This is a genomic window from Microbacterium sp. 2MCAF23 (genome assembly GCF_052115565.1).
Taxonomy (GTDB): Bacteria; Actinomycetota; Actinomycetes; order Actinomycetales; family Microbacteriaceae; genus Microbacterium.
Genome location: NZ_JBFRGY010000005.1, coordinates 181,215 through 208,196, shown reverse-complemented (window position 1 = coordinate 208,196; position 26,982 = coordinate 181,215). Strand labels below are relative to the sequence as shown.

Here is a 26,982-nt window from a genome sequence, read left to right as displayed (position 1 = left end):
TTCACCGGCAGGAGACCCGCACATGACATCTCACTCCTCGCTCCGGCGCTCGCTGGCGGCACTCGCCGCCGCGGCCGTCACCGCGATCGCACTGAGCGCCTGCTCGAGCGGCGGCTCGGCGGCTCAGACGCCCACCGAGGGCGCATCCGACGGCGGAAAACTCAACGTCCAGCTCAGCTGGATCAAGAACGAGGAGTTCTCCGGCGAGTTCTTCGCCGACTCGAAGGGCTACTACAAGGACGCCGGCCTCACCGTCACGCTCACTCCCGGCCCGTCCACGGGCGCCGCCGAGCTGCTGTCGGGCAAGACCGACATCGCCCTCTCCGATGCCGTCTCGATCGGATCCGTCGTGGCGAGTGAGGGCGCGCCGCTGAAGATCATCGGCACCACGTACCAGAAGAACCCGTTCACGGTGCTGTCCCTGAAGAGCAAGGGCGACATCGCCACGCCCGCCGACCTCAAGGGCAAGAAGATCGGCGTCCAGGACTCGAACACCGCACTGTTCAAGGCGCTGCTCGCCGCCAACGGGCTCACGGACAAGGACGTGACGATCGTTCCCGTTCAGTACGACCCGGCGCCCCTGCTCAACGGCGACGTCGACGGCTTCATCGCCTACCTCACCAATGAGGCGATCACGGTCAAAGCCAAGGGCGTCGAGACCACCAACCTGCCGTTCGCCGACAACGGGCTGCCCTTCGTGGCCGAGACCGTCACGACCACCGACGACATGATCGCGAAGCATCGCGAGCGGCTGAAGTCGTTCCTGGTGGCCGAGATCAAGGGCTGGACCGACGCGGTCAAGGATCCGGAAGCCGGCGCGAAGCTGGCCGTCGAGAACTACGGCAAGGACCTCAAGCTGGATCTGACGAACTCGATCGCCGGCGCCAAGGAGCAGGCCGAGAAGCTCGTCGTCTCCGACGAGACCGCGAAGAACGGGCTCTTCACCATCTCGGACGAGCTGCAGAAGAGCACGATCAAGAGCCTGGCCGGGGCCGGCGTCACTCTGACCCCCAAGGATCTTTTCGACCTGTCACTGCTCGAGGAGGTCTACAAGACCCACCCCGAGTTGGTGAAGTACGCGGGCTGACACGGCCACCGCCATGTCGGATTCCGCGATCAGGGCCGCGGCCGGTGCCCAGAGCGTCGCTCTGGGCACCGGCCTGCAGATCACAGCCCTGAACAAGGTGTTCACGAGCGGACGCAAGAGCGTCGTCGCGCTGCAGGACACCGATCTGCACACCGCACAGGGAACCTTCCTCTCGCTGCTCGGCCCGTCCGGCTGCGGGAAGTCGACGATCCTGCGCATCCTCGCCGGTCTCGAGCGCCCCACGAGCGGCACGACCCGGGTCGACGGACGCAGCCCCGACGAGCTGCGCCGTGCGCACAAGCTCGGCATCGCCTTCCAGGACTCCGCACTGATGCCGTGGCGCAGCGTGATGTCGAACGTGCGGCTGCCCTTCGAGATCGCCGGGCAGAGCGTCGACAAGGCGTACGTCTCGGAGCTCATCGAGCTCGTCGGCCTCACGGGGTTCGAGAAGGCGAAGCCGGCCCAGCTCTCCGGCGGCATGCGCCAGCGCGTCTCGATCGCACGCTCGTTGATTCTCAAGCCCGACGTGCTGCTGTTCGACGAGCCGTTCGGTGCACTCGACGACATGACCCGGCAGAAACTCAACCTCGAGCTGCTGCGGATCTGGACAGAGAAGCCGGCGACCACGCTGCTGGTCACCCATGGCGTGTCCGAGGCGATCTTCCTCTCCGATCAGGTGGCCGTGATGAGCCCGCGTCCAGGGCGCGTCAAGGCCGTCATGACGATCGATCTGCCGCGCCCGCGCACACCCGAGATGATGCGCACGCCGGAGTTCCACGCCTACGTCGACGAGGCATCCGAACTGCTCTTCGGCGTCGGGGGCGCCGCGGCCGATGACCACTGACGCACGCACCGCGCTTGCCGGGCGATGTCTGCCGCCGTGGATGATCGGCGTGATCGGCGCCGTGGTGCTGTTCGCGTTCTGGTGGATCGTCGCGGCGGCCTTCGGCAGGAGCGCGGTGGGCACGATCACCGTGCCGACTCCGCCCCAGGTGCTGGCCGGCTTCGTGCGCAGCGGATGGACCTACTACGAGCAGAACTTCGCGGTGACCCTCGCCGAGGCCGGGATCGGCTACCTGTGGGGCAACGGACTGGCGCTGCTGCTGTCCGCCGTCGTGCTCGTGATCCCGAAGCTGGAGGGCGTGGCGATGCAGCTCGCGATCACGACCTACTGCGTCCCGATCGTCGCCGTGGGCATGCTCGCCGTGGTGCTCATCGGGCCTCCCGCCGCGGCAGGGCAGCCGAGCGGGACCGCGGTCTTCCTCGCCGCATTGTCGGTGTTCTTCACAACCGTCGTGGGCGCCCTGCTGGGGTTGAAGTCGGCCGACCGGGCGAGCCTCGACGTCGTCACCGTGTACGGCGGATCCGCATTCACTCAGCTCGTCAAGGTGCGCTTCATCGCGGCGCTGCCCGCCGTGCTGAACGCGCTGCAGATCGCCGTGCCGGCGGCGTTCCTCGGCGCCGTGCTCGGCGAGTTCTTCGGCAAGATCGAGCGCGGCGTCGGTCTCGCCATGATCCTCGCCCAGCAGAACTCCGACGCGGCCGTCGTGTGGGGGCTGGCGCTCGCCAGCGGTGCGGTCGCCCTCGCCGGGTTCGCGCTGGTGGGTCTGGCCGCGAGATCCCTCACCCCCTGGTCGAAGGGAGCCTCGCGATGACCGTGATCACCGTCACCGCCGCGCAATCCATCGTCGACGTCGACGCCCGGCTGCGGCGCGAGCGCACCAGGCGGGTGCTCTCCGCCGCAGGCTGGGGACTACTCACCTCCCTGCTGACGCTGCTCACGGTCGGCGTCCTCTGGGTCGGCGTGCTCTGGCTGTCGGGAGTGTCCCCGCTCATCGCGAAGGGCCCCGTCGATGTGTGGCGGTATCTGTTCGTCGTCCCCGCCGCTGCAGCGAACCGGGAACTCATCCTCGGCAATCTCGCCGTGACGCTCGGGCACTCGGCGATCGGATTCGCGGCAGGTCTGGTTGTCGCGCTGCTCGGCGCTGCGGCCTTCCAGCTGAGTCGCGGCGTCGAGCACGCGCTCATGCCGGTGGCGATGCTGCTGCGCTCCGTTCCGCTCATCGCGATGGCTCCGGTAATCATCATGATCTTCGGGCGCGACCTCTGGACCGTCGCCGTGATCGGCGGCATCGTCGTGCTGTTCCCCGCGCTGGTAAACATCTCGTTCGGGCTGAAGTCGGCCTCCGCGCAGATGAACGACCTCGTGGAGGTCTACGGCGGCGGCGCCTGGGCCAAGCTGCGGAAAGTGGCGATGCCCGCTTCGCTTCCCGCCTTCTTCGCCGCGGTGCGCATCTCGGTCCCCGGCGCGATCACCGGCGCGTTGCTGGCCGAGTGGCTGGCGGTCGGCGGCGGGATCGGCGGCTCGATCGGCGGCTTCATCCCACAGGCGCAGTTCACCGCGCTGTGGACATCCGTCGTGGTGGTCACCGTCGTCTCGCTGCTTCTCTACAACGTGATCCAGATCGTGGAGGACGTCGTGCTGGCCCGGATGGGCATGCGTCCGCAGGCGGCGTAGCGTCCGGATCCTCGCGGTCGGTCACTGCTGCGCGGATGGAGAGGCCACCACCGACGGATCCAGGATCTCGACGACCAGCGGATCTTCGGCTCCGGCCTGCCGGATCCGCCACACCCGCGCGCTCGCGCCCACGCCCGGCACCTGGGTCTGCAAGAGCATCCTGGACCGGGCGTTCGGACGCTCCCACGTCGCCGACGACCGGCCCTGCGACGTGTCGACCGCGAGCTCGAAGCGGTCCACGCCGCCGTCCTCGATCGTCGACACCGTGCGCGCGACGACCGTGCCGTCGAGTCGCTCGATGCGACCGGCCGCTGCACGCCAGCGCGTCCGCGCGCGCACCCTCGACGCGCTGTGGGCCAGCGCACCGATGTAGACGAGCCAGAGCACGACGACGACCACCGCGATGAACACGGTGAAGAGCACGGAGAACCAGACGCCCGGAGTCGGCAGGGTCCAGAGCGGGACGACCGTGCCCGCCCCCACGACCGTGGCGAGGAGCAGCAGCACCACGAAGACGACGCGGGCGCCGGCCCGCATCGCGCCCCGGATGGGGAGCTCGGCGGGCGGAACCGGATCCGGCCAGCGCTCGAGCAGCACCACGACCTGGCCGACGGACGCCGAGGGCGGAGGGGTCATGGCAGGAGTCTAGGGGCGGGACTCAGCGCGCGAGCAGCAGGTGCATCGGTGCGGGTGCCCGGTAGGTGTTGGCGCCCGCGCCCCGGTCTGGCCCCTCGGTGATCAGACGCTGCGCCGGAGCGCGTCGACGATGTTCGTGGCGCGGTCGTCCGCACCGGCCTCCATCCAGTTGGTCACGAACGCGAACCCCACGCGGGCGTCGCGGTCGGCGAAGGCGACCTGGCCCCCGGCGCCGTCGTGGCCGAAGCTTGCCTCGCCCAGGTAGCGTCGCGCCTCGGAGTCGAGCTGGAACCCGCGCGCCCACCGGGGCCAGGGGCCGTCGGTGGGGAACACCGGCTCGCCCGCACTCATCGGGATCAGCGCCTGATCGAGGACCGCGTCGTCGATCAGGCGCACGCCATCGGTCTCCGTGACGGTGGCCGACCAGAAGGCGCTCAACGCATCGGTCGTGGCGATCCCGCCGGCGCCCGGGATCTGCGCCGCCTGCACGCCCGGATCGTTGAACCCGCTTCCCGGAGTCACCAGCGCCGCGGGGAAGGCGCCGCCGAGCGTCATCGCCCGTGGCGTCCACGGGGATTCTGCCGCCTCGAGCTGCCGTCCCGCCTCTCGCTGGCTCTCCGACGCCTGCAGGTGGGCGATACGGGAGCGTTGGGCGTCGGGCAGGCCGATCCAGATCCCGTCCGACCAAGCCTCCGCCATGCGCGCGAGGTACCCGCCGGGCAACTGCCCCGTCGCCCGTCGCACGAGCTCGCCTGCGAGCCAGCCGTGGGTGATCGCGTGGTAGGCGTAACCGGTGCCCGGTGCCCACAGCGGCTCCTGCGCGGCGAGCGCGGCCGTGACGAAAGACCAGTCGAGCGCCTGATCCAGGGTGAGGGCGCGCCGGAAGGCGGAGAGTCCCGCCCGATGCGCCAGCAGCTCTGCGACCGTCACGTCGGCCTTACTGGCGGCCGCGAACTCCGGCCAGTACCGCGCGACCGGCTGCTCGTAGTCGAGCAGCCCCTCCTGCACCAGCCGCGCGATCAGCACCGACATCACGCCCTTGGTGCACGAGAAGATCACAGATGCGGTGTCCTCGTCCCACGACGTCGCCCGCTGCTCGTCGGCGACGCCGCCCCAGAGGTGCACCACCCTCCGGCCGTCGACGCGGACCGTCAGACCGGCGCCCATCGTCGGCCGTCCGACGAAGGCGTCCGCGAACGCCTCGGCGACCTCCTCGTACCCGCCCTCGGCAGTTCCGTGGATGTCGGTCCGCGTCATGGCGTCTCCTCTGCATCGTCGGCTGCCCGCGAATCGGCCAACCGAGGGGTCGGACCTGTCTGGTCCAGGGCGAGTGGATCGGTGAGGCGCCCGGCGAAGGCACCGCCCGATCCGGCGTTCTCGAAGGCGAGCAGCCAAGGGGTGCCCGCGCGGTCCGTGACCACGCGCCCCGCGTAATAGCGTTCGTCCGCGAGCAGTTCTGCCCGGTCGAGGTCGTACGGCCCCGTGGGCGAAGCCGCGGGGGCGATCCAGATCCCGCCCCGCCCGCCGTGGCGGTCGCCGGCGAGATGGGCCGCGTCGCACGAGAACAGCAGCCAGTCGCGCTCGCTCAGGCGCACGGGCTGCGGCACCTCCAGGTGCGCGAACCCCGTACCGGGCTCGGTGAGCGGCGGACCGATGCACCATTCGGAGAGATCGGCCGACCGGGCGTGCCCGACGACCCCGCGGTCACGAGTCGTCGTGCCCGTGCGCGACCGCGCGGTCACGAGCATGTGCCACCCGTCCCCGTGGGGGTCGCGGAACACCCAGGGGTCGCGCCATGCCTCCTCGTGCCACGTGCCGTCGGGAAGGAGCTCGTACCACTGCGGATCGGCCGAGAGCCGCACCTCGGGGAGCTTGTGCCACGTGAACAGGTCTTCCGATCGGGCGACGCCCACGGTCTCGATGTTCGCGACCTCGTTCGGCGCGAGGAACCTCGAGCCCGTGTAGAACATCCGCCACGATCCGTCGTCGGCGCGGATCACGCTGCCTGTCCAGGTCGCCGAGGCGTCCATCTCCCCCGGCTCACCGGGGGTCAGCGCGACGCCGTGGTCCGTCCACTCTACGAGGTCGCGCGAGGTGGCATGGCCGATGCGGGCGTTGCGATGCCGGAGATCCGGATCCACGAGTGACATCGGAGCATGCAGATAGAACAGGTGGAACAGGTCGCCGTCGTCGGCGACCCAGAAATCCCAGACCCAGTGATCCCGTGTGCTGAACCCCATCCCGTCAGCCCTTGACCGCGCCCTGGATCAGCGCCTTGATGAACTGGCGCTGGAAGATCACGAAGATCAGGACGGTGGGGAGGATGATGATCAGCGCGCCCGCGTTCAGCAGCGGGATGCTCAGGCTGTACTGGCCCTGGAAGAACGTGAGCGCTCCCGCGACGGTGCGCTGCAGGGGATCCGAGACGAGCACCACGGGCAGCAGAAACTGGTTCCACGTCCACAGGAACAGCAGGATCGCCAGCGCCGACAGCGCCGGCCGGGCGAGTGGCAGCTGGATGTGCCTCAGTTCCTGCCACATGCCGGCGCCGTCCATGCGGGCGGCCTCGGCGAGCTCCTCGGGCACGCCGACGAAGTGCGCCCTCATCCAGAACACGCTGAACGGCATGAACAGCCCGATGAGCGGGAGGATGATCGCCCACTGGGTGTTGAGCACGTTGAGCGACTGCATCTCGTAGTACAGCGGGATGATGATCGCCTCGAACGGGATCGTGAGCCCGAGGATGAACAGGATGAGCACGGCGCGCGAGCCGCGCATCCTGATCCCGCCGAGCGCGTAGCCGGCGAGCGACGCCACGATCAGGCTGATCGGCACCACGCCCAGCACGACGAGCGCGCTCGAGCCGAGGAGTTCCCACACGTGCCCGGTGTTGAACGCCTCGAAGAAGTTCCCCCACTGGGGATCCGACGGCCAGGCGAGCCCGGTCGGGTTCACGTCGGCCGGCTGCAGAGCGGCCGAAACCATGTTCAGCAGCGGGATGACGGTGAGCACGAGGACCAGGACGAGGAGCACCCGCCCCGTCCACTTCTCGATCGGGTTGACGATCATTTGTCACGGACTTTCGAGAGACGCTGGATCGGGAGGACCACCGCGAGCACGAGGATCATCAGGACGATCCCGAAGGCGGAGGCGAGCCCCACCTCGCTCTGGGTGAAGCCGATCCGGTAGATGGAGATGCCCGGCACGAGGGTGGCCCGTCCTGGGCCGCCGAGGGTGGTGGTGTAGATGATGTCGAAGCTGCTCAGCGCGGCGATGATCGTGATGGTCACCAGCACGGCCAGCTCCTGGCGCAGCCCCGGGATGGTGATGGTGAAGAACTCGCGCCACCATCCCGCGCCGTCCAGACGAGCCGCCTCGTACAGCGAGACGTCGATCTTGCCGATGCCGGTGAGCAGCAGCACGGTGCACAGCCCGGTGAGGGTCCACGAGCCGATCAGGCCCACGGCCGGCAGGGCCGTCTGGTAGTCGCCGAGCCACGGGCGCGCGAGCCCGCCCAGCCCGATCCAGCCGAGGATCTGGTTGACCGCGCCGGTCTGGGCGTACATCCACGACCACGCGATGCCTGCAGCGGCCAGCGGGATGATCTGGGGCAGGAACAGGATCGTCTGCGACGCGCTCGAGAAGAAGCCGGCGCGCACCGAGCGGATCAGCGTGGCGAGGACGAGCCCCGCCGTGACCGGGATGACGGTGAAGAACGCGATCAGGACGAAGGCGTTGCGGATCGCCCCGAGGAGATCCGGATCCGTGAACACCGTCAGGTAGTTGGAGAGCCCGACCCAGGTGGAGGGGCCGATGCCGTTCCACTCGTAGAACGAGTACTGGACGCCCTGGATCAGGGGCCAGAGCACGAACGCCGCGTAGAAGAACAGGGCCGGAGCGACGAGCACCCAGCCGATCCGGCCGGCGCGCCCCGCCGACCGGCGTCGGGCGGGCGGGCGGCCGGTCGGCTCGGTGGCGGCCTCGCGGGCGAGGTCGCGAGCCACCCATCGTGCCGACAGGGCGGGGGAGGTCGTGTCCCCGCCGGAGCGAGACCGCATGGACGTCATGGCTACTTCTTCATTTCCTGGGCGTAGAACGCCTGCACCTTGTCGACGTACTCCTGACCCGAGATCTGGGAGGTCACGAGCAGCTGGGATTCGGGGATGATCACCCCGGCGTAGATGCCCGCCGTGGTATTCGCCATGAAGTCGACCTGGCCGTCCTCCTTGGCGACCTGCGCGGCGGCCGCGAGGACCTGCTCGGTGATCGAGCCCTTCTCGACCTTCGGCTGCGCCTGCGACGGGTCTCCTCCGGGGGCCGCCCCGGTGACGTCGACGACGATCTGACGCGCCTTGTCGTTCGTGTGCACCCAGTTGAGGAAGTACGCCACCTCGTTGAGGTGCTTGGACTTGGCCGCGGCGGAGAACGAGTTCGCCGCGCCCATCGCGACGTGCTTGCCGCCCTTCTCGGCCGGCGGCACGAGGAAGAACGTCAGATCCTTGCCGAGCTTCTTCGCGTAGTTCGTCGCCTCCCAGTTGCCGTTGAACGTGAACACACCGCCGTCGTCCTGGAAGCGACTGACGAAGGAGAAGTAGTCGAGGGCGTTGATGTCCGACGGGAAGTAGCCTGCGTCGGCCCAGGTGCGGATCAGCTCGGCGCCCTTGACGTTGCCGGGCGTGCTGAACCTGGCCCCCGGCTTGTTGAACATCCAGTCGAGGAACTGCTGCTTGTCGGCGTACTGGTTCATCGCCGCCTGCACGGCGAAGTTGACGACGCCGTCCTTGTCGCCCTCGACCAGGGGCGCGATGCCGGCCGCCTTGGCCTTGGCGAAGTCCTCCTCGAGCTCGCCGAGCGTCTCCGGCGGCGCGCTGATGCCGGCCTGCTGCGCGAGCTTCGCGTTCATGAAGATGCCGGTGACGCTGTAGCCGAGGCCGAGCTGGTACAGCGATCCGCTCCCGCGGACCCCGTCGGCCGTCATCCGCAGCGGAGCGAGCTGCGCCGGTGACCACTTGTCCCAGCCGTACGCCGTGAAGTACGGGTCGAGGTTGGCGACCAGGCCGTCCTTCACCGTGTCGCCCAAGGTGGGGAGCCGGATCAGGTCCGGCGGCGTGGAGCTCGCGAGCAGCTTCGGCGCGTTCGCGGTGAGGTTCTGGAACGTGTCGCGGGTGATCTTGAATGTGATGTTCGGGTGCTGCTTGGTGAACTCCTTGGTGAGCTCGTCCGTCAGCGGGAAGCCGGTCTCGTCGGCGATCGTGAGCTGGACCTTGTCCTTCGTCAGCTCGGTGCTGACCTTCGTCGCAGCGGTCGCGCCGCCGGTCGACGAACCGGGCGCGCACGCCGTGAGGGCAATGGCGGCGAGCGAGGCGATCACGGCGACGGTCGTTGCGCCGCGCACCCGCCTTCCCCGTGCAGATGCGGACATGCAGAGACTCCTTTGTCGTGGGAGCAAAACTCCCGATTCCCTTTGCTGAAAGCTTTCAGCGGGCCAATACTGAACCAACTCGCGTACGTTTGTCAACTGCAGGACACGAGCCGGGCCGCGTAGGGCCACCGCACGCAGACAAGGAGGACGTTCTCGATGCTGAGCAGGCGCGTGACCCTGACCGATGTCGCCAAGAAGGCCGGCCTCTCCGTCTCCGCCGCGTCGATGATCCTGAACGGCAAACCCGACACCCGCCTCTCCCAGGAGGCGCACGACCGCGTGCACGCCGCGGCCGCTGAGCTCGGATACCGCCCCAACGTCGCCGCCCGCGGGCTCAAGACCAACAAGACGCAGACGATCGCCTTCATCTCGGATGTCGTCGCGACCACCCGGTTCGCGTCCGGGCTCATCAAGGGTGCCCTGTCGGCCGCAGAGGCGGCCGGGCACGTCATGATGGTGCTCGAGACCGGGGGCGAGCCGAAGCGCGAGACGGAGGCGATCGGCGCCGCGCTCGACCGACAGGTCGACGGCATCGTCTTCGCGGCCATGCGCGCACGGGAGCTCTTCCTCCCCGACATGCCCATCGAGACGCCCGCGGTGATGCTGAACGCCACCAACAGCCGTTTCCCTCACTCCGTGCTCCCCGACGAGTACCGAGGAGGGCGCGCCGCGATCCAGGTGCTCCTGGACGCCGGCTTCCGCGACGGCATCGCCCTGCTCGGCCAGAGCGAGGCGAAGGAGAAGGAGCTCTTCCGTTCGGCCACCGTCGCCCAGCGCGTCGCCGGGATCCGGGATGCGATGGCGGATCAGGACCTCGCGTTCGTCGCGGAGGTCTCGGTGTGGCTATGGGAGCCCGACGAGGGCTACCAGGCCACACGACGCCTGCTACGGCAGAAGAACCCGCCCAGGGCGATCCTCGCGATGAACGACCGACTCGCATTCGGGGCCTACCAGGCGGCCGGCGAGCTCGGAGTGCGCATCCCGGAGGACCTGTCGATCATGTCGTTCGACAACGACGAGATCGCCGCCTACCTGCGCCCCGGACTGACCACGGTCGCCCTCCCCCACGAGGCGATGGGCGCCCGCGCGGTCGACCTGATCCTGCACCCCGAGTCCGCGACCGAGTCGCTGATCCCGATGCCGGTCGTCATGCGCGACTCCGTGGGCAGACCCGGCGGACGCTAGCCGAGGGCCGCGGCTTCCGTTCGCCCGCGCTCAGCGCGCGGGCAGCAGGTGCGTCGGGGCCGGCGCGGGGGTGCGGTGCCGGACACGACCCGGCGCACCGGTACGGTCATCCAGCTCCAGCACGCTGATCTCATTCGAGCGCTGGCCCGCGACGAGCAGCGCACCGTCGTGCACGAGGTGGTGGCGCGGCCAGTCCACTCCCGCGTCGGCGAGCGCGAGGGGTTCGACCCGCTCACCGGATCCGCGCACGCGCAACGCGGCAATTGTGTTGCTGCCGCGCACTCCTGCGTACAGCGTCTCGCCGTCGCGGGAGCGGCTGAGTTCGGCCGGGTAGTCGTGCCCGGGCGTCACGATCGCCGACACCGGGGTGCCGGAGACCAGCTCCCAGCGCCCCTCACGGTCGGCGGCGAGCGTGAACAGCTCGCACGAGTACTCGGTGACCACGTGCAGGTGCCCGCTGGGATGGACGACCATGTGCCGCGGCCCGGATCCGCGCGGCAGCACGACCTCATAGTCGAGCGTCAGCCCCGACGCCGCAGGACGCCAGATCCGCACGAGGTCGTAGCCGAGGTCGGTCGTGGCGATCCGCCCGTCGGGCAGGAACGCCGCGGCGTGCGCATGCGAGACCCGGGGATCGCCGTTCGGATCCAGACGATTCGGATCCGAGGCGTACGGGTCGGCCGCAGCCATCGGGTCAGCGGCGCCGTCGCCGCTCTCGCCGGCTTCGTCCGAGCCCTCGCCGAACAGGGCCGCCCGCAGCTCGGCGGCCTTGTCGCGCGCATCCGGCACGAGCCTGCCGGCCGCGTCCAGCCCGATCCGCACCACACGGCCGTCGCCGTAGCAGCTCGCGACGAGGAACCGCCCGTCCGGGGCGACGGCGAGGTGGCACACGTACTGCCCCGCCGCGACGGGCCGCCCGAGCGGGCGCAGAGCCCTCTCGCCGGTGCGCGCGAACGCGGCGACCTCGCCGGAACCCTCGAGCGCCGCATAGACGACGTCGAGCGTCGGGTGCTGCGCGAGCCACGAGGGCGACGGCGCGGGAGCGACGGCGCCGCGATAGGCGAGGGTCGTCGGGCCGCGTCCCTCATCGACCGCCAGCACGCCGATGCCGTCGGCCGGCCCGTCCATGTCGACGCCGTAGCCGCCGACCCAGAATCGCGTCATCGCATCCTCACTCTCTCGCCGAGTGCACGGCTTGCTATCGAGTGCACGGGTTGTTGGCGCCGACTTCCGGTGCAGTCGTCAATAAGCCGTGCACTCGAAATAGAGTGGCTCCGGCATGCGGCGAACTCACTCGCCGACCCAGAACCGGGTCACGTCAGTCGACGAGATCGTGCCGGACGATGACCTGGTCGCGCTCCGGGCCGACGCCGATCACCGAGATGCGGGTGCCGCTCATCTTCTCCAGCGCGAGCACGTAGTCCTGCGCGTTCTTCGGCAGATCCTCGAACCGGCGCGCGGAGGAGATGTCCTCCTGCCAGCCCGGGAAGTACTCCAAGATCGGCTTCGCGTGGTGGAAGTCGCTCTGGTTCACCGGCACGTCGTCGAAGCGCACGCCGTCGACGTCGTAGGCGACGCACACCGGGACCTGATCCAGACCGTCGAGGATGTCGAGCTTGGTGAGCACGAGGTCGGTGATGCCGTTCACACGGGTCGCGTACCGGGTGATCGGCGCGTCGTACCAGCCCACCCGGCGCGGACGCCCGGTGGTGGTGCCGAACTCGAAGCCGCGCGCGCGCAGCCAGTCGCCCTGCTCGTCGAAGAGCTCGGTGGGGAACGGGCCGGATCCGACGCGCGTCGTGTAGGCCTTCACGATGCCGACGATGCGGTCCAGACGGCCGGGGCCGACGCCGGATCCGGTCGCAGCTCCCCCGGCGGTCGCCGAGGAGGACGTCACGAACGGGTACGTGCCGTGGTCGACATCGAGCATGGTGGCCTGGCCGCCCTCGAACACGACGACCTCGCCGCGCTGCAGCGCATCGTCGAGCAGGTGCCCGGTGTCGGCGACCATCGGGCGCAGCCGCTCGGCATAGGAGAGCAGGTCCTCCACGATCTCGTCGCACGTGATGGCGCGGCGGTTGAAGACCTTCACGAGGAGGTGGTTCTTCTGGTCGAGGGCGCCCTCGACCTTCTGGCGCAGGATGTTCTCGTCGAACAGGTCCTGCACGCGGATCCCGACGCGGTTGATCTTGTCGGCGTAGGCGGGCCCGATGCCGCGCCCCGTGGTGCCGATCATGCGCTTGCCGAGGAAACGCTCGGTGACCTTGTCGAGCGTGCGGTGGTACTGGGTGATGATGTGCGCGTTGGCGCTCACCTTCAGACGCGACGTGTCGATGCCCCGGGATCCGAGGGCCTCGAGCTCGTGGAACAGCACCTCCAGGTCGATCACGACGCCGTTGCCGATCACAGGGGTCACGCCGGCCGAGAGGATGCCGGAGGGCAGCAGGTGCAGGGCGTACTTCTCGTCGCCGACGACGACGGTGTGCCCGGCGTTGTTGCCGCCGTTGAACTTGACCACCCAGTCCGTGCGCTCGCCGAGCAGATCCGTGGCCTTGCCCTTGCCCTCGTCGCCCCACTGGACGCCGACGATCACGATTCCTGGCATGGGTGCATCCCCCTTGGGTGCGGCCGGTGGCCGCCGTGCTTTCGCCGGGTTTGCACCGGCTGATGAGCTGGCCCGATCGGGCGGGGCCAGTCTATCGGAGGGCGCCGACCGGCCGCGGGGCAGCGGCGCGCGGCCGGATCCGGCGACGACCGGCACCGCTCGGAGAGGCGCCTGCACGACGACGGCCGAGGAGAAACCCTGCGGCTGCCGGTAACGTGAAGGACGCGGGGCCGGCGCCGTGCCCCGACGGAGACCACCACGATGACAGAGCCGACGGACCAGCCCTCCGCGGGCCCGCACGCCTCACCCGCGGCAGCCACGCGTCGTGAGGCGCGCCTGCTCCGCGAGTCGCAGGAGGCGGCGTCGCTGCGGGGACCTCAGCTCGCCGCGCCTCTCGCTGCGCCTCTCGCCCCTGCCGGGGCGACGCTCGCCGACACCCTGGCTCTGCCCGTCGCCGCGCCGATCGAACCGGCAGTGCCAGGGAAGGCCGCGCCCGGGAACGCAGCGTCGCGGCGCCGGGTCGCACTGTGGGTGTCCGGCGCCGCCGTGGTGCTGTGCCTCGGCCTCGGTGCGGCCGGCCTCTGGCTCCCGCGCACGCCGGGCGATGCCGCGGCCGGTGGCCAGGACATCTCCGCACTCGGGGATCCGGATCCGCGCACTCAAGGCGGTTTCGAGGGCGGCGGGTCCCCGACGCCCGCCGGACCGACCTCCCCCGCGGCGCCTCCCTCGACGACCCCGCCTCCCGTCGAGACCGTCGCCGCGCCCGCACCCGATGCGCCCGCCCCGGACGGTGACCCCGGGTCGCTCCCGCCGCAGAGCATCCCCGCTCCCGACGCGCCCGGCACCCCGGCGCCCGCACCGGCGCCGGCACCCGCGCCACCGCAGGCCGCCGCCGCTCCCGCGCCCCTCGCCTTCACGGGGGTCACCCCGAATCAGACCGTCGGCCTGCTCGGGATCCGGATCCTCAGCAGCTACACGCTGAGCCTGTCCGGGCAGCCCCGCTCGACCGCCTCCGTGACGTACGGCGGCGCACCGGCCGGATCCGTGACCTTCGACGGATCCGGCCGCGCATCGATCACGGTCGGCGCGGGCGCGCTCGATCTGGGGATCGGGAATCCGATGATCACCGCCGCATATGCGGACGGCACCGCCGGCGAGCCCATCCAGGCCCGCCGCAACTCGATCTGACGGGGTGCGGGCGCCACGCCACGACCGCGTGCGGTCCTCCGCCGGGGCGCCTGGCGGGATCTCGGTGGCCGATGGCAGCCGCCGTGCTCGACCGCTGTCGGAGGTCTCTGCGACGATCGAAGCATGACCGAGACCACCCCGGAACGGATGCGGGGCCCCGCGCAGGGCGAGGGCACGACCACGCCCGCTCCACGGCGCAACGGAGCCCTCGTCCTGACGGCGGCCGTGGTCACGGTGGTGCTGTGGGCCTCGGCGTTCATCGGCATCCGCGGCGCCGGTCCGCATTTCGATCCCGGCGCGCTGGCGCTGCTGCGCATGGCGGTCGGCACCGTGGCCCTCACGGTCATCGCGCTGAGGCGCGGGATCCGTCTGCCGTCGCGACGACTCTGGCTGCTCGTCGCCGTCTGGGGCGTGGGCTGGTTCTGCGTCTACAACCTAGCGCTCAACGCCGCCGAGCACACCCTCGACGCCGGCACCGCGGCGATGGTGGTCAACCTGGCGCCGCTCATGGTGGTCGTCTTCAGCGGGCTGTTCCTGCGCGAAGGTTTCCCCAAGCCGTTGCTGATCGGAGCCCCGATCGCCTTCGCCGGCGTGGTGCTCATCGGCCTGAACTCCGGGGCGAAGAGCGGCGTCCTCGACATCGCCGGGCTCCTGCTCGCACTGCTCGCCGCGGTCATGTACGCCGGGTGCACGCTCGTGCAGAAGCACCTGCTGAGCGCCGGCGCCGACGCGACCACGCTCACCTGGCTGGGCGCGGCGGCCGGCACGATCGCACTGCTGCCGTGGACGGGCAGCCTCGTCGGGGCGCTGCACACCGCCCCGATCGACGCGACCCTGTGGGTGGTCTACCTCGGCATCTTCCCGACGGCGATCGCCTTCACCACCTGGGCGTACGTGCTGCAGCGCAGCACCGCGGGGCAGACCTCCGCGACCACCTATGTGGTGCCGGCGATCGCGATCCTGCTGTCGTGGCTGATCCTCGGCGAGGTGCCGACACCGCTCATGTTCGTCGGCGGCGCGCTCTGCCTGCTCGGGGTGCTCGTCACGCGGCTGCGGTGGCGACGCTCAGTGCGCGAGCCGAGGTCCACACGCTGAGGCGAGCCGCAGAGCCGCGAGCACCAGGATCACCCCGACCACCCAGGCGGAGGGGACGGATCCGGCCACGAGGATCACGACGACACCGGCCACGCCCAGCAAGGCGGACGCCGTCGCGCGCCCGGTGCCGACCGAGATCGCCCGGGTCTCCCGCGCGGCCTCGCGTCGACCCGCACGGACGACCACGAAGGCCACCGCGATCAGCGCCGCCGCGAACCACAGCGGCCGGCTCGCCCACCACTCGGCGCTGAGCGGCACCGGCAGGGCGAGCGGCGAGAGCAGCAGAGCCCCGGCGAGCGCGGCCACCACGAGCATGTGCCAGGAGTAGATCGTCATCGCCCTGGCGTTGATCCAGCCCACCGCGGACGCGGTGCGCGGGCCCGCGGCCCAGGTGCGCAGCCGGGGGCGCAGGGCGAGGAACAGGGCAGCCTGCGCGACACCGGCCACGACGAGGATCGCCATCGGCGGGTTGAGCGCGGTGATGAGGTCAGCCGGCGCGGCACCGCTGAGGATGAGCACGGCTGCCACCGCGACCGCCACGCCGGCGGTCACGAGCAGCGGCGCCCGGCGGATCCGGTCGAGGGATCCGTCCGCCACCGCGAAGCCGAGCTGCTGCAGCAGCAGCCACACGAAGGCCATGTTCACGAGTCCGATCGCGGTGACGCCGGTCGCACCGCGCAGGATGTCGATCGCGACGACCCCGGTGGCGAGCGCGACGACGGTGCGGATCCGGTGCCGCTCGTGCAGCCGCACCATGACCGGCACGAGTGCGGAGCAGCCGAGGTACACGCCCAGGAACCACAGCGGCTGACTGATCCGGAAGCCGGCCGTCGCGACGATCTCCGCAGGAACCCCGGCGATCGCGAGACCGGCCAGCACCACGGCGGTCGCCGCGATCGCGCCGGACGCAGGCAGCAGGAGCCGGCGCATCCGCCCCGCCACGTATTCACCGGTGGTGGCGCCCTTCGCCCGCTGCCGTGTCCACTGCGTGTAGGACGCGAAGCCGCCCAGCACGAAGAACAGCGGCATGATCTGCAGGATCCAGGTGAGCGGGGCGAACCCGTCCCAGCCCTCCATGGCGTTGCGCAGGATCGGGGATCCGTCGGCGGCGACGCTCACCCCGACCATGAGCGAGTGCAGCAGCACCACGACGCCCAGCAGGATCGCCCGCACGCCGTCGACGGCCGTGTCGCGCGTGACCTTCGCGGGGACGGGACCGGGAGCGGCCGTGCGTGCGGGCGGTGCCGGCGTGGAAGCAAGGATCGGGCTGAGGAGTGCCATGCCCCTACGGTCGGGCCCGGGTCACGGCCTCCGCGTCCCGCTGCGGAGCCGGATCCACCCCCTACTGCGGTATCACGATCTCGGTGTCGCAAGTTCGCGATAGCGCGCGCGAGTTCGACTCGACTGCGCTAGGAAAGGAGTCACGGCGCATCGCGTCGCACCGACCAGGGGGAATCATGACCTATCCGCAGGATCCGCAGCCCGGACCGCCCTATCAGTCCACGCCGCAGTATCAGCCCGCGCCGCCGTATCCGATGGTGCAGCACCCCGCGAACGGCCAGCCGTACTATCCGATGCCGGCCTACCTCGCGGCGCCGGAGCCCAAGGGCCTGAGCATCGCGTCCATGGTGCTGGCGCTCGTCTCGATCGTGTTCGGCTTCACGTTCCTCGTGCCGATCGCGGCGCTGATCCTGGGCATCGCCGGCCTGCGCAAGGAGCCGGCGGGCCGCGGAATGGCCGTGGCCGGCGTGATCATCTCGAGCCTGATCCTGCTGGTGTGGGCGCTGATCCTGATCCTGTTCCTCGCGGTCGGGCTCTCCGTGTTCGGCGTCGCGGTCTCGCAGACGGGCTGATCCGGGGGCGACGTCGGCCGACTGGGCCGGTCTCAGCCGACGGGCGACGGTTGTCGGCATCAGCCGGCGGGCGCCACAAGGCCGGCGTCGTAGGCGAGGATCACGGCCTGCACGCGGTCGCGCAGCCCCAGCTTGGAGAAGATCCGGCTCACATGCGTCTTGACGGTCTGCTCGGCGAGGAAGAGGTCGGCCGCGATCTCGCGGTTCGACTGCCCGCGCCCGATCAGCACGAGGATCTCGTGCTCCCGCTCGGTGAGCCCCTTCAGGCGCAGCTCGGCGTTGTTCGAGCGCGGACGGTTCTCCGCGAAGCGCTCCAGCAGGCGGCGGGTGATGCGCGGCGCGAGCAGGGCGTCGCCCGCCGCCACCACGCGCACCGCCTGCACGAGCTCCTCCGGCAGGGCGTCCTTGAGCAGGAACCCGCTGGCCCCGGCCTGCAGGGCCTCGTGCACGTATTCGTCGGCGTCGAACGTGGTGAGCACGAGCACGGCCGGCGGCGTGCGGCCGTCGCGCTCGGCGGCGGCGATGATCCGGCGCGTCGCCTCGATGCCGTCGAGGTTCGGCATCCGCACGTCCATGAGCACCACCTCGGGGCGCAGCCGGCGCGCCTCGTCGACGCCCTCCGCGCCGTCCGCGGCCTGCCCGATGACCTCCAGCCCGTCCTGCGCCTGCAGGATCGCGGCGAAGCCCGCCCGGAGCATGGCCTGGTCGTCCACGATGAGCACCGTCGTCATGCCTTCTCCTCCCGCGGGATGCGCACCTGCAGCACATACCCGCCATCGCCCGTGACGGCCGCGGCGACCGTGCCGCCCATCGCCTCGACCCGCTCGCGCATGCCGCGGAGGCCGTGCCCTCCGTCGTCCGCACGCGGCGCGGCCGTTCGCGTCGGGGCGGCGTTGCGGATCCTGATCCCGCGCTCGGTCGGCGTCTCGGTCCAATCGATCTCCGTCGCCGCGCCCGGCGCGTGCCGGGCGACGTTGCTCAGCCCCTCCTGCACCACGCGGTAGGCGGTGAGCCCCAGCAGCGGGTCGCTCCGCTCGGCGGGATTGAGCTGCCAGGATCCGGTCTCCGCGACGGATGCGAGATCGTTCGCCCGGGCGACGAGCGCCGGGAGGTCGTCGAGCCCCGGCTGCGGCGCGTGCTCCGCCTCGCTCTCCTCATCGCGGAGCAGCCCGAGGATCACGCGCATCTCCCTCATCGCGGACCGCGCCGTGGCGGCGACCTCGTCGAACTCGGCGGCCGCCTCCGCGGGCAGATCCGGCATCCGGTACCGCGCGCTGGCCGCGCGCACCTGGATCGCGGACATGCCGTGCGCGACCACGTCGTGCAGTTCGCGGGCGATGCGCGCCTTGTCCTGCACGGCCTCGCGGCGGGCGAGTTCCGCGGCGGTGGCGGCGCGCTCGGTCCGCAGCTGGGCGCGCAGCAGCGACCAGTTGCGGATGCCGAGTCCGACGAGCACCGCGCCGAGTGTGACGGCGGCGAAGACGACGAGATTCGCGATCACCGGTCCGTCGTCGGGCAGCGCGGGCGCCTCCACGGCGACCATGACCGAGGACAGCACGCTGAACGCCCATCCGGCGACCGGCAGCCACCAGCGCGCCCGCAGCGCGACGCCGACCCAGACCAGGGCGTAGGCGACGATGGTCGACGCGGCGATCGGCCACGGCTGTCCCGGGGCGGCCACGGCGAGTCCGGACAGCGCATTGCCCGCGATCAGCGCGAGCACGGTCGCCCACGCCGGCGCGAACAGCGCGAGCACGATGGCCGCCGCCTGCACGAGCGACAGCAGCAGCGCCGCCGCGAGCGGGATCCGGTAGAGGGTGACGCTGAGCGAGGCGGAGACCGCGAGCTGTGCCAGCGCGCACGCGATCGCGACCGCCCAGATCGCGAGATTCGCGCGCCCCGGCGTCACGCGCAGCGGCAGGATCCCGAGGCGACGCAGCGCCGGACGCGCTGCAGCCTGCAGGGTCTCGACAGTCATGCCGCCCCCTCTCCACGGTCGCGTGCGGTCCGATCCACGCTACGACGTCCCACGCCCCCGCGCGTCACCCCGCAGTATCGACCTCGGCGCGGGCGATGTCGGTGTCGGCCCCGCGTCGGCCTCACCTCGGCGCGTTCGCGGCGGGGAGCCCACGATGGGTAGTCCTCCCCATGCCGTCGGGGCTGCGGTGGAGGCGCCGGCGGTTACGCTGGCAGAGGTGCGCGTCGCCGGATCGTGCACACGGGAACCAGGGGGAAGCCGCACGTGAGCCAGAACAACGACGCCACATCCTTCGCCACACAGACGCCGCCACCGCCGGCCAGCACGGTCGCGCCGCCGCCGGTGATTCCGCCCGCGCCGCCCACGCCGCCCGCGCCGAGCATCCGGCGGGAGCAGCCGGTGGCACCGGCTCCGCAGCTTGCGACGACCGCGGCTCCGCCGACCGCGGCTCCCCAGGCACCGGCCCCGGCACCGGCCGCCGAGACCCGCCCCAGGCCGGAAGCGCCCGCCCCCGCCGCCGATGCGAAGCCCGCACCGACCGAGGCGGAGATGGCGCGCGCCCGGCAGATCCTCGACACCGTGTCCCAGGCCTACTCGGCCCGCATGGTCGGGCAGGAGCGCCTGCGCACGAGCCTGCTGCTCGCGCTCATGGCCGGCGGGCACATCCTGCTCGAGTCGGTTCCCGGCCTCGCCAAGACCACGGCCGCGAGCACCCTCGCCGACACGGTCAAGGCCGACTTCAAGCGCATCCAGTGCACGCCCGACCTGCTGCCGAGCGACATCACCGGCACGCAGATCTACGACGCCGCGAGCGGCACCTTCCGCACCGTGCTCGGCCCCGTGCACGCCAACTTCGTACTGCTCGACGAGATCAACCGGTCGAGCGCGAAGACGCAGTCGGCGATGCTCGAGGCGATGCAGGAGCGGCAGACGACGATCGGCGGCGAGATCCACCGGGTCCCTCGTCCGTTCCTCGTGATCGCGACGCAGAATCCGATCGAGCAGGAGGGCACGTACGAGCTGCCCGAGGCGCAGATGGACCGCTTCCTGCTCAAGGAGATCGTCGAGTACCCGAGCCCGGCCGACGAGCTCGAGGTGCTCGCGCGCATCGACTCCGGAGCCCTGGATCCGGATCGGCATGCGACGACGACGATCTCGCTCGCCGACGTCGAGCAGCTGCAGGACATCTCCTCACGCGTCTACGTCGATCCGGCGATCCGCAACTACATCGTCTCGCTCGTGTACGTCACGCGTAATCCGGTGCCGTACATCGGCGAGACGCTCGGCGGCTACATCAAGTACGGTGCCAGCCCGCGCGGATCCATCGCGTTCCTGCAGGCGTCCCGCGCGCTCGCGCTGCTCGCCGGGCGCTCGTACGTGATCCCCGAGGACGTGCGGAACCTGCGCCACCTGGTGCTGCGCCACCGCGTGCTGCTGACGTTCGAGGCGGAGGCCGAGAACGTGCGCAGCGAAGACGTGATCGACGCCGTGTTCGGCGCCGTGCCGACCCCCTGATCATGGATCCGTTCGTCCGCGGCGCCCGTGTCGGAGATGGTTTTCGCATCTCCGAAGCCCTCGGCAGCGACGTTTTCCATCTCGACGACGTCAACCGTGCGGCCAAGAGATGGATTTCGCTCCTCCCGAGCAACTCGGAGCGACGTTTTCCATCTCCCACCGGGCGCTGACCCTACCGAAAAGCCGAACAAGCCGAGAAGCCGAAGGAACCGAGGATCCCGCCATGGCCAGCCTGCTGACGCCGGTGAAGGGCAAGCTCTTCATCGACTCGACGCGCAAGTCGACGCACGCGCTCGACGGCGCGTATGCGTCGCTGCTGCGCGGGCACAGCCTCGACTTCGACGACCTGCGCGCCTACGAGTACGGCGACCAGATCCGCGACATCGACTGGAAGGCCACGGCGCGGCTCGGATCCCCCGTCGTGCGACGGTCGCTCGCGACCCGCATGCACACTGTGCTCTTCGCCGTCGACACCGGCCTCGGGATGACCGCGCTCGCGCATGATGAGAAGCCGAAGAAGGATCTGGCGATCCTGACAGTCGGGGTGCTGGGGCTTCTCGCGCTCCGCCACGGCGACGACTTCTGCCTGGTCAGCGGAGATTCCGCCGGTGTCCGTCGTCGCGAGATCGGCCGCAGCGAGGCGGCGCTGGAGCACACCCTGCGCACGATCGACCACGCGGTCGACGCCGCGTCCGCGCCGAGCGACCGCGACGCGCTGCTGTCGTACATCGCCCGCACGATCGCGCGGCGCATGATCGTCGTCGTGGTCACCGACGACGCCCCGGTCTCCGACGAGACCGAGCGACTGTTGCGGCGTCTGCGCGTGCAGCACGACGTGCTGTGGATCACGCTGCGCGACGCCGAGCCCGTGCTGGAGCACCTTCCGCGCTCGTCGAGTGCACACGCTCCCGCCGAACGCGCACGCTCTTCGCGTCGAGAAGGTGTGCGTTCGGCGAGAGGACATGCTGTCGACGGCCGGGCGCCCGAGTCGGCCGCTCCCGAGCCGGCCCGCGCCCGCCGCGACGTCGCGACGCGCTGGGCGATCCCCGAGTTCCTGCAGGGCGACGCCGAGCTCGCCGCGGAACTGCACGCGGCGGATGCTGCCGATGCCGCGCACACCGAGGCGCTGCTGCGCCGGCTGGAGATCACGCACGTGCCGCTGGCGGAGCAGGACGAAGCGGTCGGCGCGCTGCTGCGGATGCTGGATGCGAGGTCGCATGTCCGGCACGGATGAGCTGTACCCGCCCGCCCAGTACGGCTGGGGCTGGGTCCTGCTCGCGATCGGCGTCCTCGCGCTGATCGCCGGGATCGCGTGGCTCGTCGTCGTGCTGACGCGCCCGCGCCGCGCGGTCGCGTTCGCCGCCGCGCCGGTCCCGGTGCCGGCCTTCACCGCCGACGTCGCCACCGTGCTGCGGCAGGAGTACCTCGGCGCGATCGCGCAGGTCGAGGCCGACTACCGCGAGGGCCGCACCGATGCCCGCCGCGCCAACCTCGAGCTCAGCCGCGTGGTGCGCGGCTTCGTGAACGAGTACAGCGGCATCGAGGCACCCGTGCTCGCGCTCGACGACCTCGTGCGGATGGGCGTGCACCCCGCGCTCATCGACGCGATCGGGCGCAACTACTACCCCAGCATCTTCCGCCGCACCGCTCCGGTCGACCCGCTCGTCGGCGCCGACGCCGCCCGGACGGTGGTGACGACGTGGTACTAGCGAACGTCTGGCTCCTGCTCGCGGTCGTCGGCGCGCTGCTGGTGGCGATCGTGCTCGGCGTGCTGCTCGGACTGCGCCGCCGGGGCACCGGATCCGCGGAGCCCGGCGCCCCGATCGCCCGCGCCGAACGGATCCGCTCCCTCCCGGCGTTCCAGCGCGCGGTGCGCCGGCGCCAGGCGGCGCTCGCGGGCATCGTCGCGCTGGGCGTGCTCGCCGTGGTGCTCGGCGGCGTGGTCGCAGCCCGCCCGATCGCCCAGAAGACGATCCAGCCGGTGTCCACGAACCGCGACATCATGCTGTGCCTGGACGTGTCCGGATCCATGACCGACGTCGACAAGGAGATCGTGTCGATCTTCGACAAGCTCGCCGACGGCTTCAAGGGCGAGCGCGTCGGGCTCACGATCTTCAACAGCTCCGCCGTGCAGGTCTTCCCCCTCACCGACGACTACAGGTTCATCCAGGAGCACCTGCGCAGTCTCATGAAGGGCTTCGACTACTCGACCGACATCCCCGAGCAGTGGGTCGGCACCATGAACGGCGTCGGCGCCTCGCTCATCGGCGACGGCCTGGCCTCGTGCGCCCTGCGCTTCGACCATGCCGACGAGCAGCGCGCCCGCTCGATCATCCTCGCGACCGACAACGAGCTGAACGGATCCCCGATCGTCAGCCTGCAGGAGGCCGCCGACTACGCCGCCTCGAAGAAGATCCGGATCTACACGATCAACCCGGTCGACGGCATCGACCAGCCCGACAGCAAGACCCTGTCCGATGCCGCCACGACGACGGGCGGCAAGGCCTACGCGCTGCGGGAGACCACGACGGTGGGCGACATCATCGGCCAGGTGCAGAAGCAGGAGGCGACCCAGCTCAAGGGACAGGCCACCGTGATCTGGACCGACGTGCCGCAGCTGTGGATCGCGGCGCTCATCGTGATCGCGCTCGGCTTCATCGTGCTGCTGTGGAGGGTGCGCCTGTGATCCTCCAGCCCGTCCTCGCACCGCTCCTGGTGATCCTGCTCGTGCTGCCCGTGCTGGCCGCGGCCGTGTGGATGCTCGTGCGCGCCCTGCGGCGGAACGAATCTGGGGTCGTTGAGCGAGGACGGAGCGCCAGCGACGACCGAGACGAAACGCGGTCCTCCGCGGGAAACCGCGTTTCGTCTCGCTCCGACTCCGTCGGTGCTCGCTCAACGACCCCGAAAGAGGCTCGCTCGGGGACCGGGGCGGGCTCCGGGACCGGGCCAGGTGCAGGCCCCGTGATGTGGATCCTCCGGGTCCTGCTCGTCATCGCCTGCGGGGTGCTGCTGCTGCGGCCCGGCGTGCCCGGCGGGCACGTGCGCACCCTCGCCTCCGCCACCGATGTCGTGATCGCGGTCGACACCACCGCGAGCATGGTCGCCGAGGACTGGGACAGTGCGAACAGCGGATCCGCCGGATCCGCCGGCAACACGCGCATGGCGGGCGTCCGCGAGGACGTGCGCCGCATCGCGGAGGCCTACCCCGGGGCGAGGTTCGCTCTCATCACGTTCGACGCGAACGCGGTGCTGCGTCTGCCCCTCACCACCGATACCGGCGCACTCGTCTCCGCCGTCGAGGTGCTGCAGCCCGAGGTGACGCGGCAGTCAAAGGGCAGCTCGATCGGCATCGCGAACCAGCTGCTCACGCAGACGCTGCAGAACGCGCAGAAGGCCTCGCCGGATCGGGCGCGGATGGTGTTCTACCTCGGCGACGGCGAGCAGACCGTTTCCACCGAGCCCGAGCCGTTCGACAGCGCGAAGAAGCTGATCTCGGGGGGCGAGGTGCTCGGCTACGGCACCAGCCAGGGCGGACCCATGCGCGAGACGACGGGGGCGTTCGGCGACACTGCGTCGGGCTCCGGGGCCGGGCCGTACATCCAGTACCAGGGGTCCGACGCTCTCAGCCGCATCGATGAGAAGAACCTGCAGCGCATCGCGTCCGAGCTCGGCGTGACCTACGAGCACCGCACCGCCGACGCGAAGACCGTGCTTCCACCCGCGCCGAAGTCGACCACCGCCTACCGCGAGGACGACCCGCTCACACAGCCCACCGATCTGAGCTGGATCGTGGCGCTCGTGGTCGCGGCGCTCCTGTGCGCCGAGATCGCCCGCGCGACGATGCTGATCGTGCGCATGCGCGGGCTCTCGGTCCGTCCGACGTCGGGAGGTGATTCATGACCACGGCGACCACCCCGGCCTCCGAGGCTGCCTTCGCGGCCCCTGAGCTCGAAGGGACCACTGCCGACGCCGCCGCGCACGCGCTGCTCGCCGCGAACCGGCGTCGCCGCGCCGCACGCCGCTGGATCGCCTGGTGCTCGCTGCCACTGCTGCTCGCCGCCGCCCTCTTCGTCGGCAAGCTGGTGAGCCTGTACGCCTTCGCGTACCAGTCGATCGTCACGTACGTCGCGGGCGACTACACCGGATCCGTGAGCGCCGCAGAGGGGCTGAACCCCGCGAACTGGTTCGAGCCGTACAAGGCGCCCTTCGATCAGGGCGTGGGCCTGGCCGAATCGGGGAAGCTCGCCGCCGGGCAGAAGAAGTTCGAGGAGTCGCTGAAGCTCGCGCACGGCCTCGAGGTGTGCGCGGTGCGGTTCAACCTCGCCCTCGTCCTCGAGCGTGAGGGCGACGCTGCCGCCGACAAGCAGGACCATGTCACCGCGCTGGAGTTCTACGCGCAGGCGCTGCAGGTGAACGCCGACCGGCCGAAGGAGTGCGACAGCAAGCAGGCGCAGGAGCAGTCGCCGGATCCGCAGCGCGACATGAGCCAGTCCAACAAGGACCAGCAGGACCGCTTGGAGCAGAAGCAGCAGGACGAGCAGCAGAAGCAGCAGCAGTCTCCGGATCCGAAGCAGGACCCGAAGCAGCCGCCGCAGCCGCAGACACCCGATCCGGACAAACTCGACGAACTGCAGAAGAAGCTGCAGCAGGGCGAGCAGGACCGCCAGCAGAACCAGCAGGGCGGCACCGACGACGGCGGCAGCAGCGGGACGGACAAGCCATGGTAGAACGCAGCGACCCGCCCCGGTACGTGTCCGACTCCGCCGGCGCCCCGCCCGTGCCGCCGCCCGGTGGCTACCGTGGCGCCCGCCGTGCGCTGCTGGGCACGGCGGTGCCCCTGATGACTCCCCCGGCCTCTTTCCCTGGGTCGTCGAGCGAGGACGCCGCACGGTCGTTGCGCGAGGACGCCGCACGCGGCCGAGACGAAACGCGGTACACCGCAGACCAAGGAGCGCCACCGAAGAAGCGGAGTCCGCTCGGCTGGATCGCGTTGTGCGCCGCGATCGCCTTCGCCGTGCTCATGCTGATCCTGATCGCGATCGGCGCCGCCGATGCGTTCTTCGGGGCGACCATGCTCGTGCTGCAGCTCGTGGTGCTGGGCCTCGCGATCGCCGCGCTGGCGACGAAGGCCGGACGCGTGCTCGGCGCTGCCGCGCTCACGATCGCGCTGGTCCTGAACGTCGGCACGATGGGTGCGCTGAGCGCCGTCCGGGTCGCGGCGACCGGATCCTACGACGGGCACAAGACCGCCAAGCAGAAGCTCTGGGAAGCGTATCCTGGCATCAAGGACAAGGATTCGAGCACGTTCCTGCGGCAGCAGCCGCTCGAGGAGCTGCAGGCGCTGGCCGACGAGACCATGGCGGATGTGCGCACGCAGTTGACGGCCGATTACGGGCTGCAGTGGGTGAAGTCCGCCGACGCGCAGGAGCGGCCGGAACGCAACGGCTACGGCGGCGAGTCGATGCTGGTGCGCTTCACGTCCGACGTCTGGGCGACGACGACGCCGGTGACCGGCTACGCGCACAAGCTCGAGGTCATGCAGACGATCGAGTCAGTGATCGAGCAGCACGGCTGGCGCAGCATGGTCGCGTTCAACGATCCGGGCAGCGGTGTGGATCCGGCGATGATCTCGAAGATGTACGGCGGAGCGACCCCGGAGACGCAGGTCGACTGGGAGTGGTTCAGCGACGACGAACCGGATCCGGGCTGGTTCTACGCCGACATGACCGACCTCGCGAACGACACGACCGGCGAGCACCGCAAGTCCCGTGAGCAGACGGCGCAGCGCACCGGCGAGCCGCTCGAGGGCCTGCAGCTCGCGATCGTCGGCCGCTACATGCTCAGCGAGTCGAAGGTCGACGACTTCCAGAAGGCGCTCACGAAGTACCCGTGATCGACGT

General features: G+C 70.6%; 26 protein-coding genes. 15 read left to right on the top strand and 11 right to left on the bottom strand.

Features of this window, described 5'->3' with window-relative positions:
* Positions 1–22 precede the first annotated feature (22 nt).
* From AB4078_RS07555 to AB4078_RS07540, 4 genes are read left to right on the top strand one after another with little or no spacing between them, the layout of a single operon-like run.
* Complete coding sequence (locus tag AB4078_RS07555; RefSeq protein ID WP_441976603.1) at positions 23–1,087, top strand: ABC transporter substrate-binding protein; 1,065 nt, start codon at positions 23–25, stop codon at positions 1,085–1,087.
* Between the two features lie 13 nt (positions 1,088–1,100).
* Positions 1,101–1,931 (top strand): ABC transporter ATP-binding protein, encoded by an 831-nt coding sequence (locus tag AB4078_RS07550; protein ID WP_440732851.1) that lies wholly within the window; start codon positions 1,101–1,103, stop codon positions 1,929–1,931.
* Complete coding sequence (locus AB4078_RS07545) at positions 1,921–2,742, top strand: ABC transporter permease (protein ID WP_441976602.1); 822 nt, start codon at positions 1,921–1,923, stop codon at positions 2,740–2,742. The genes AB4078_RS07550 and AB4078_RS07545 overlap by 11 nt, the downstream gene beginning before the upstream one ends.
* Positions 2,739–3,605 carry an ABC transporter permease gene (locus tag AB4078_RS07540; RefSeq protein ID WP_441976601.1) on the top strand — a complete coding sequence of 289 codons (867 nt, stop codon included), beginning with the start codon at positions 2,739–2,741 and terminating at the stop codon, positions 3,603–3,605. Before AB4078_RS07545 ends, AB4078_RS07540 begins: the two co-directional genes overlap by 4 nt.
* 21 nt (positions 3,606–3,626) lie before the next feature.
* Here the strand turns inward: AB4078_RS07540 and AB4078_RS07535 are convergent, their stop codons facing one another.
* From AB4078_RS07535 to AB4078_RS07510, 6 genes are all read right to left on the bottom strand, one after another.
* Positions 3,627–4,241: a hypothetical protein gene (locus AB4078_RS07535; protein ID WP_441976600.1), complete on the bottom strand. Its 615-nt coding sequence runs from the start codon at positions 4,239–4,241 to the stop codon at positions 3,627–3,629.
* A 102-nt stretch (positions 4,242–4,343) separates the two neighbouring features.
* Complete coding sequence (locus AB4078_RS07530; protein WP_441976599.1) at positions 4,344–5,498, bottom strand: serine hydrolase domain-containing protein; 1,155 nt, start codon at positions 5,496–5,498, stop codon at positions 4,344–4,346.
* Positions 5,495–6,481: a glycosyl hydrolase family 32 gene (locus tag AB4078_RS07525; protein ID WP_441976598.1), complete on the bottom strand. Its 987-nt coding sequence runs from the start codon at positions 6,479–6,481 to the stop codon at positions 5,495–5,497. The genes AB4078_RS07530 and AB4078_RS07525 overlap by 4 nt, the downstream gene beginning before the upstream one ends.
* A 4-nt stretch (positions 6,482–6,485) precedes the next feature.
* Positions 6,486–7,310 carry a carbohydrate ABC transporter permease gene (locus AB4078_RS07520; RefSeq protein ID WP_441976597.1) on the bottom strand — a complete coding sequence of 275 codons (825 nt, stop codon included), beginning with the start codon at positions 7,308–7,310 and terminating at the stop codon, positions 6,486–6,488.
* A complete protein-coding gene (locus tag AB4078_RS07515; protein WP_441976596.1) occupies positions 7,307–8,308 on the bottom strand; it encodes a carbohydrate ABC transporter permease in 1,002 nt (333 codons plus the stop codon). Before AB4078_RS07515 ends, AB4078_RS07520 begins: the two co-directional genes overlap by 4 nt.
* A 2-nt stretch (positions 8,309–8,310) precedes the next feature.
* Positions 8,311–9,663, bottom strand: coding sequence for an ABC transporter substrate-binding protein (locus AB4078_RS07510; protein ID WP_441976595.1), 1,353 nt, complete (start codon positions 9,661–9,663; stop codon positions 8,311–8,313).
* A 171-nt stretch (positions 9,664–9,834) separates the two neighbouring features.
* Here AB4078_RS07510 and AB4078_RS07505 point away from each other — a divergent pair, with 171 nt between their 5' ends.
* On the top strand, positions 9,835–10,848 hold the full coding sequence (locus AB4078_RS07505) for a LacI family DNA-binding transcriptional regulator (protein WP_441976594.1): 1,014 nt from the start codon (positions 9,835–9,837) through the stop codon (positions 10,846–10,848).
* Positions 10,849–10,878: 30 nt separating this feature from the next.
* Here the strand turns inward: AB4078_RS07505 and AB4078_RS07500 are convergent, their stop codons facing one another.
* The gene (locus AB4078_RS07500; protein ID WP_441976593.1) at positions 10,879–12,012 is read right to left on the bottom strand and encodes a lactonase family protein; all 1,134 of its coding nucleotides are present in this window, start codon (positions 12,010–12,012) and stop codon (positions 10,879–10,881) included.
* Positions 12,013–12,166: 154 nt separating this feature from the next.
* On the bottom strand, positions 12,167–13,453 hold the full coding sequence (locus AB4078_RS07495; RefSeq protein ID WP_440732844.1) for an adenylosuccinate synthase: 1,287 nt from the start codon (positions 13,451–13,453) through the stop codon (positions 12,167–12,169).
* A 261-nt stretch (positions 13,454–13,714) separates the two neighbouring features.
* Between AB4078_RS07495 and AB4078_RS07490 the strand changes: the two genes are divergently transcribed.
* Together AB4078_RS07490 and AB4078_RS07485 are read left to right on the top strand one after the other, a co-directional pair.
* Positions 13,715–14,641: a hypothetical protein gene (locus AB4078_RS07490; RefSeq protein ID WP_441976592.1), complete on the top strand. Its 927-nt coding sequence runs from the start codon at positions 13,715–13,717 to the stop codon at positions 14,639–14,641.
* A 123-nt stretch (positions 14,642–14,764) separates the two neighbouring features.
* Entirely contained in the window at positions 14,765–15,736 is a 972-nt protein-coding gene (locus tag AB4078_RS07485) for a DMT family transporter (RefSeq protein WP_441976591.1), read from the top strand.
* Here the strand turns inward: AB4078_RS07485 and AB4078_RS07480 are convergent.
* Complete coding sequence (locus AB4078_RS07480; RefSeq protein ID WP_441976590.1) at positions 15,707–17,017, bottom strand: acyltransferase family protein; 1,311 nt, start codon at positions 17,015–17,017, stop codon at positions 15,707–15,709. The two genes, AB4078_RS07485 and AB4078_RS07480, sit on opposite strands and share 30 nt — an antisense overlap.
* A gap of 176 nt (positions 17,018–17,193) precedes the next feature.
* Between AB4078_RS07480 and AB4078_RS07475 the strand changes: the two genes are divergently transcribed.
* Positions 17,194–17,589 (top strand): DUF4190 domain-containing protein, encoded by a 396-nt coding sequence (locus AB4078_RS07475; RefSeq protein ID WP_441976589.1) that lies wholly within the window; start codon positions 17,194–17,196, stop codon positions 17,587–17,589.
* Positions 17,590–17,648: 59 nt separating this feature from the next.
* Here the strand turns inward: AB4078_RS07475 and AB4078_RS07470 are convergent, their stop codons facing one another.
* Together AB4078_RS07470 and AB4078_RS07465 are read right to left on the bottom strand one after the other, a co-directional pair.
* Complete coding sequence (locus tag AB4078_RS07470) at positions 17,649–18,320, bottom strand: response regulator (protein WP_440732824.1); 672 nt, start codon at positions 18,318–18,320, stop codon at positions 17,649–17,651.
* Positions 18,317–19,567 (bottom strand): sensor histidine kinase, encoded by a 1,251-nt coding sequence (locus AB4078_RS07465; RefSeq protein ID WP_441976588.1) that lies wholly within the window; start codon positions 19,565–19,567, stop codon positions 18,317–18,319. Before AB4078_RS07465 ends, AB4078_RS07470 begins: the two co-directional genes overlap by 4 nt.
* A gap of 549 nt (positions 19,568–20,116) precedes the next feature.
* On the opposite strand from AB4078_RS07465, the gene AB4078_RS07460 reads away from it, so the two are divergent.
* From AB4078_RS07460 to AB4078_RS07430, 7 genes are all read left to right on the top strand, one after another.
* Positions 20,117–21,082: an AAA family ATPase gene (locus AB4078_RS07460; protein WP_441976632.1), complete on the top strand. Its 966-nt coding sequence runs from the start codon at positions 20,117–20,119 to the stop codon at positions 21,080–21,082.
* Between the two features lie 223 nt (positions 21,083–21,305).
* A complete protein-coding gene (locus AB4078_RS07455; RefSeq protein WP_441976587.1) occupies positions 21,306–22,316 on the top strand; it encodes a DUF58 domain-containing protein in 1,011 nt (336 codons plus the stop codon).
* Positions 22,300–22,791, top strand: a complete 492-nt coding sequence (locus AB4078_RS07450; RefSeq protein ID WP_441976586.1) for a hypothetical protein — start codon at positions 22,300–22,302, stop codon at positions 22,789–22,791. Before AB4078_RS07455 ends, AB4078_RS07450 begins: the two co-directional genes overlap by 17 nt.
* Positions 22,782–23,768, top strand: coding sequence for a vWA domain-containing protein (locus AB4078_RS07445; RefSeq protein ID WP_441976585.1), 987 nt, complete (start codon positions 22,782–22,784; stop codon positions 23,766–23,768). The genes AB4078_RS07450 and AB4078_RS07445 overlap by 10 nt, the downstream gene beginning before the upstream one ends.
* 278 nt (positions 23,769–24,046) lie before the next feature.
* On the top strand, positions 24,047–24,982 hold the full coding sequence (locus tag AB4078_RS07440) for a vWA domain-containing protein (RefSeq protein ID WP_441976631.1): 936 nt from the start codon (positions 24,047–24,049) through the stop codon (positions 24,980–24,982).
* Positions 24,979–25,809 (top strand): hypothetical protein, encoded by an 831-nt coding sequence (locus AB4078_RS07435; RefSeq protein WP_441976584.1) that lies wholly within the window; start codon positions 24,979–24,981, stop codon positions 25,807–25,809. The genes AB4078_RS07440 and AB4078_RS07435 overlap by 4 nt, the downstream gene beginning before the upstream one ends.
* Positions 25,803–26,975 (top strand): hypothetical protein, encoded by a 1,173-nt coding sequence (locus AB4078_RS07430; RefSeq protein ID WP_441976583.1) that lies wholly within the window; start codon positions 25,803–25,805, stop codon positions 26,973–26,975. Before AB4078_RS07435 ends, AB4078_RS07430 begins: the two co-directional genes overlap by 7 nt.
* Positions 26,976–26,982 lie beyond the last annotated feature (7 nt).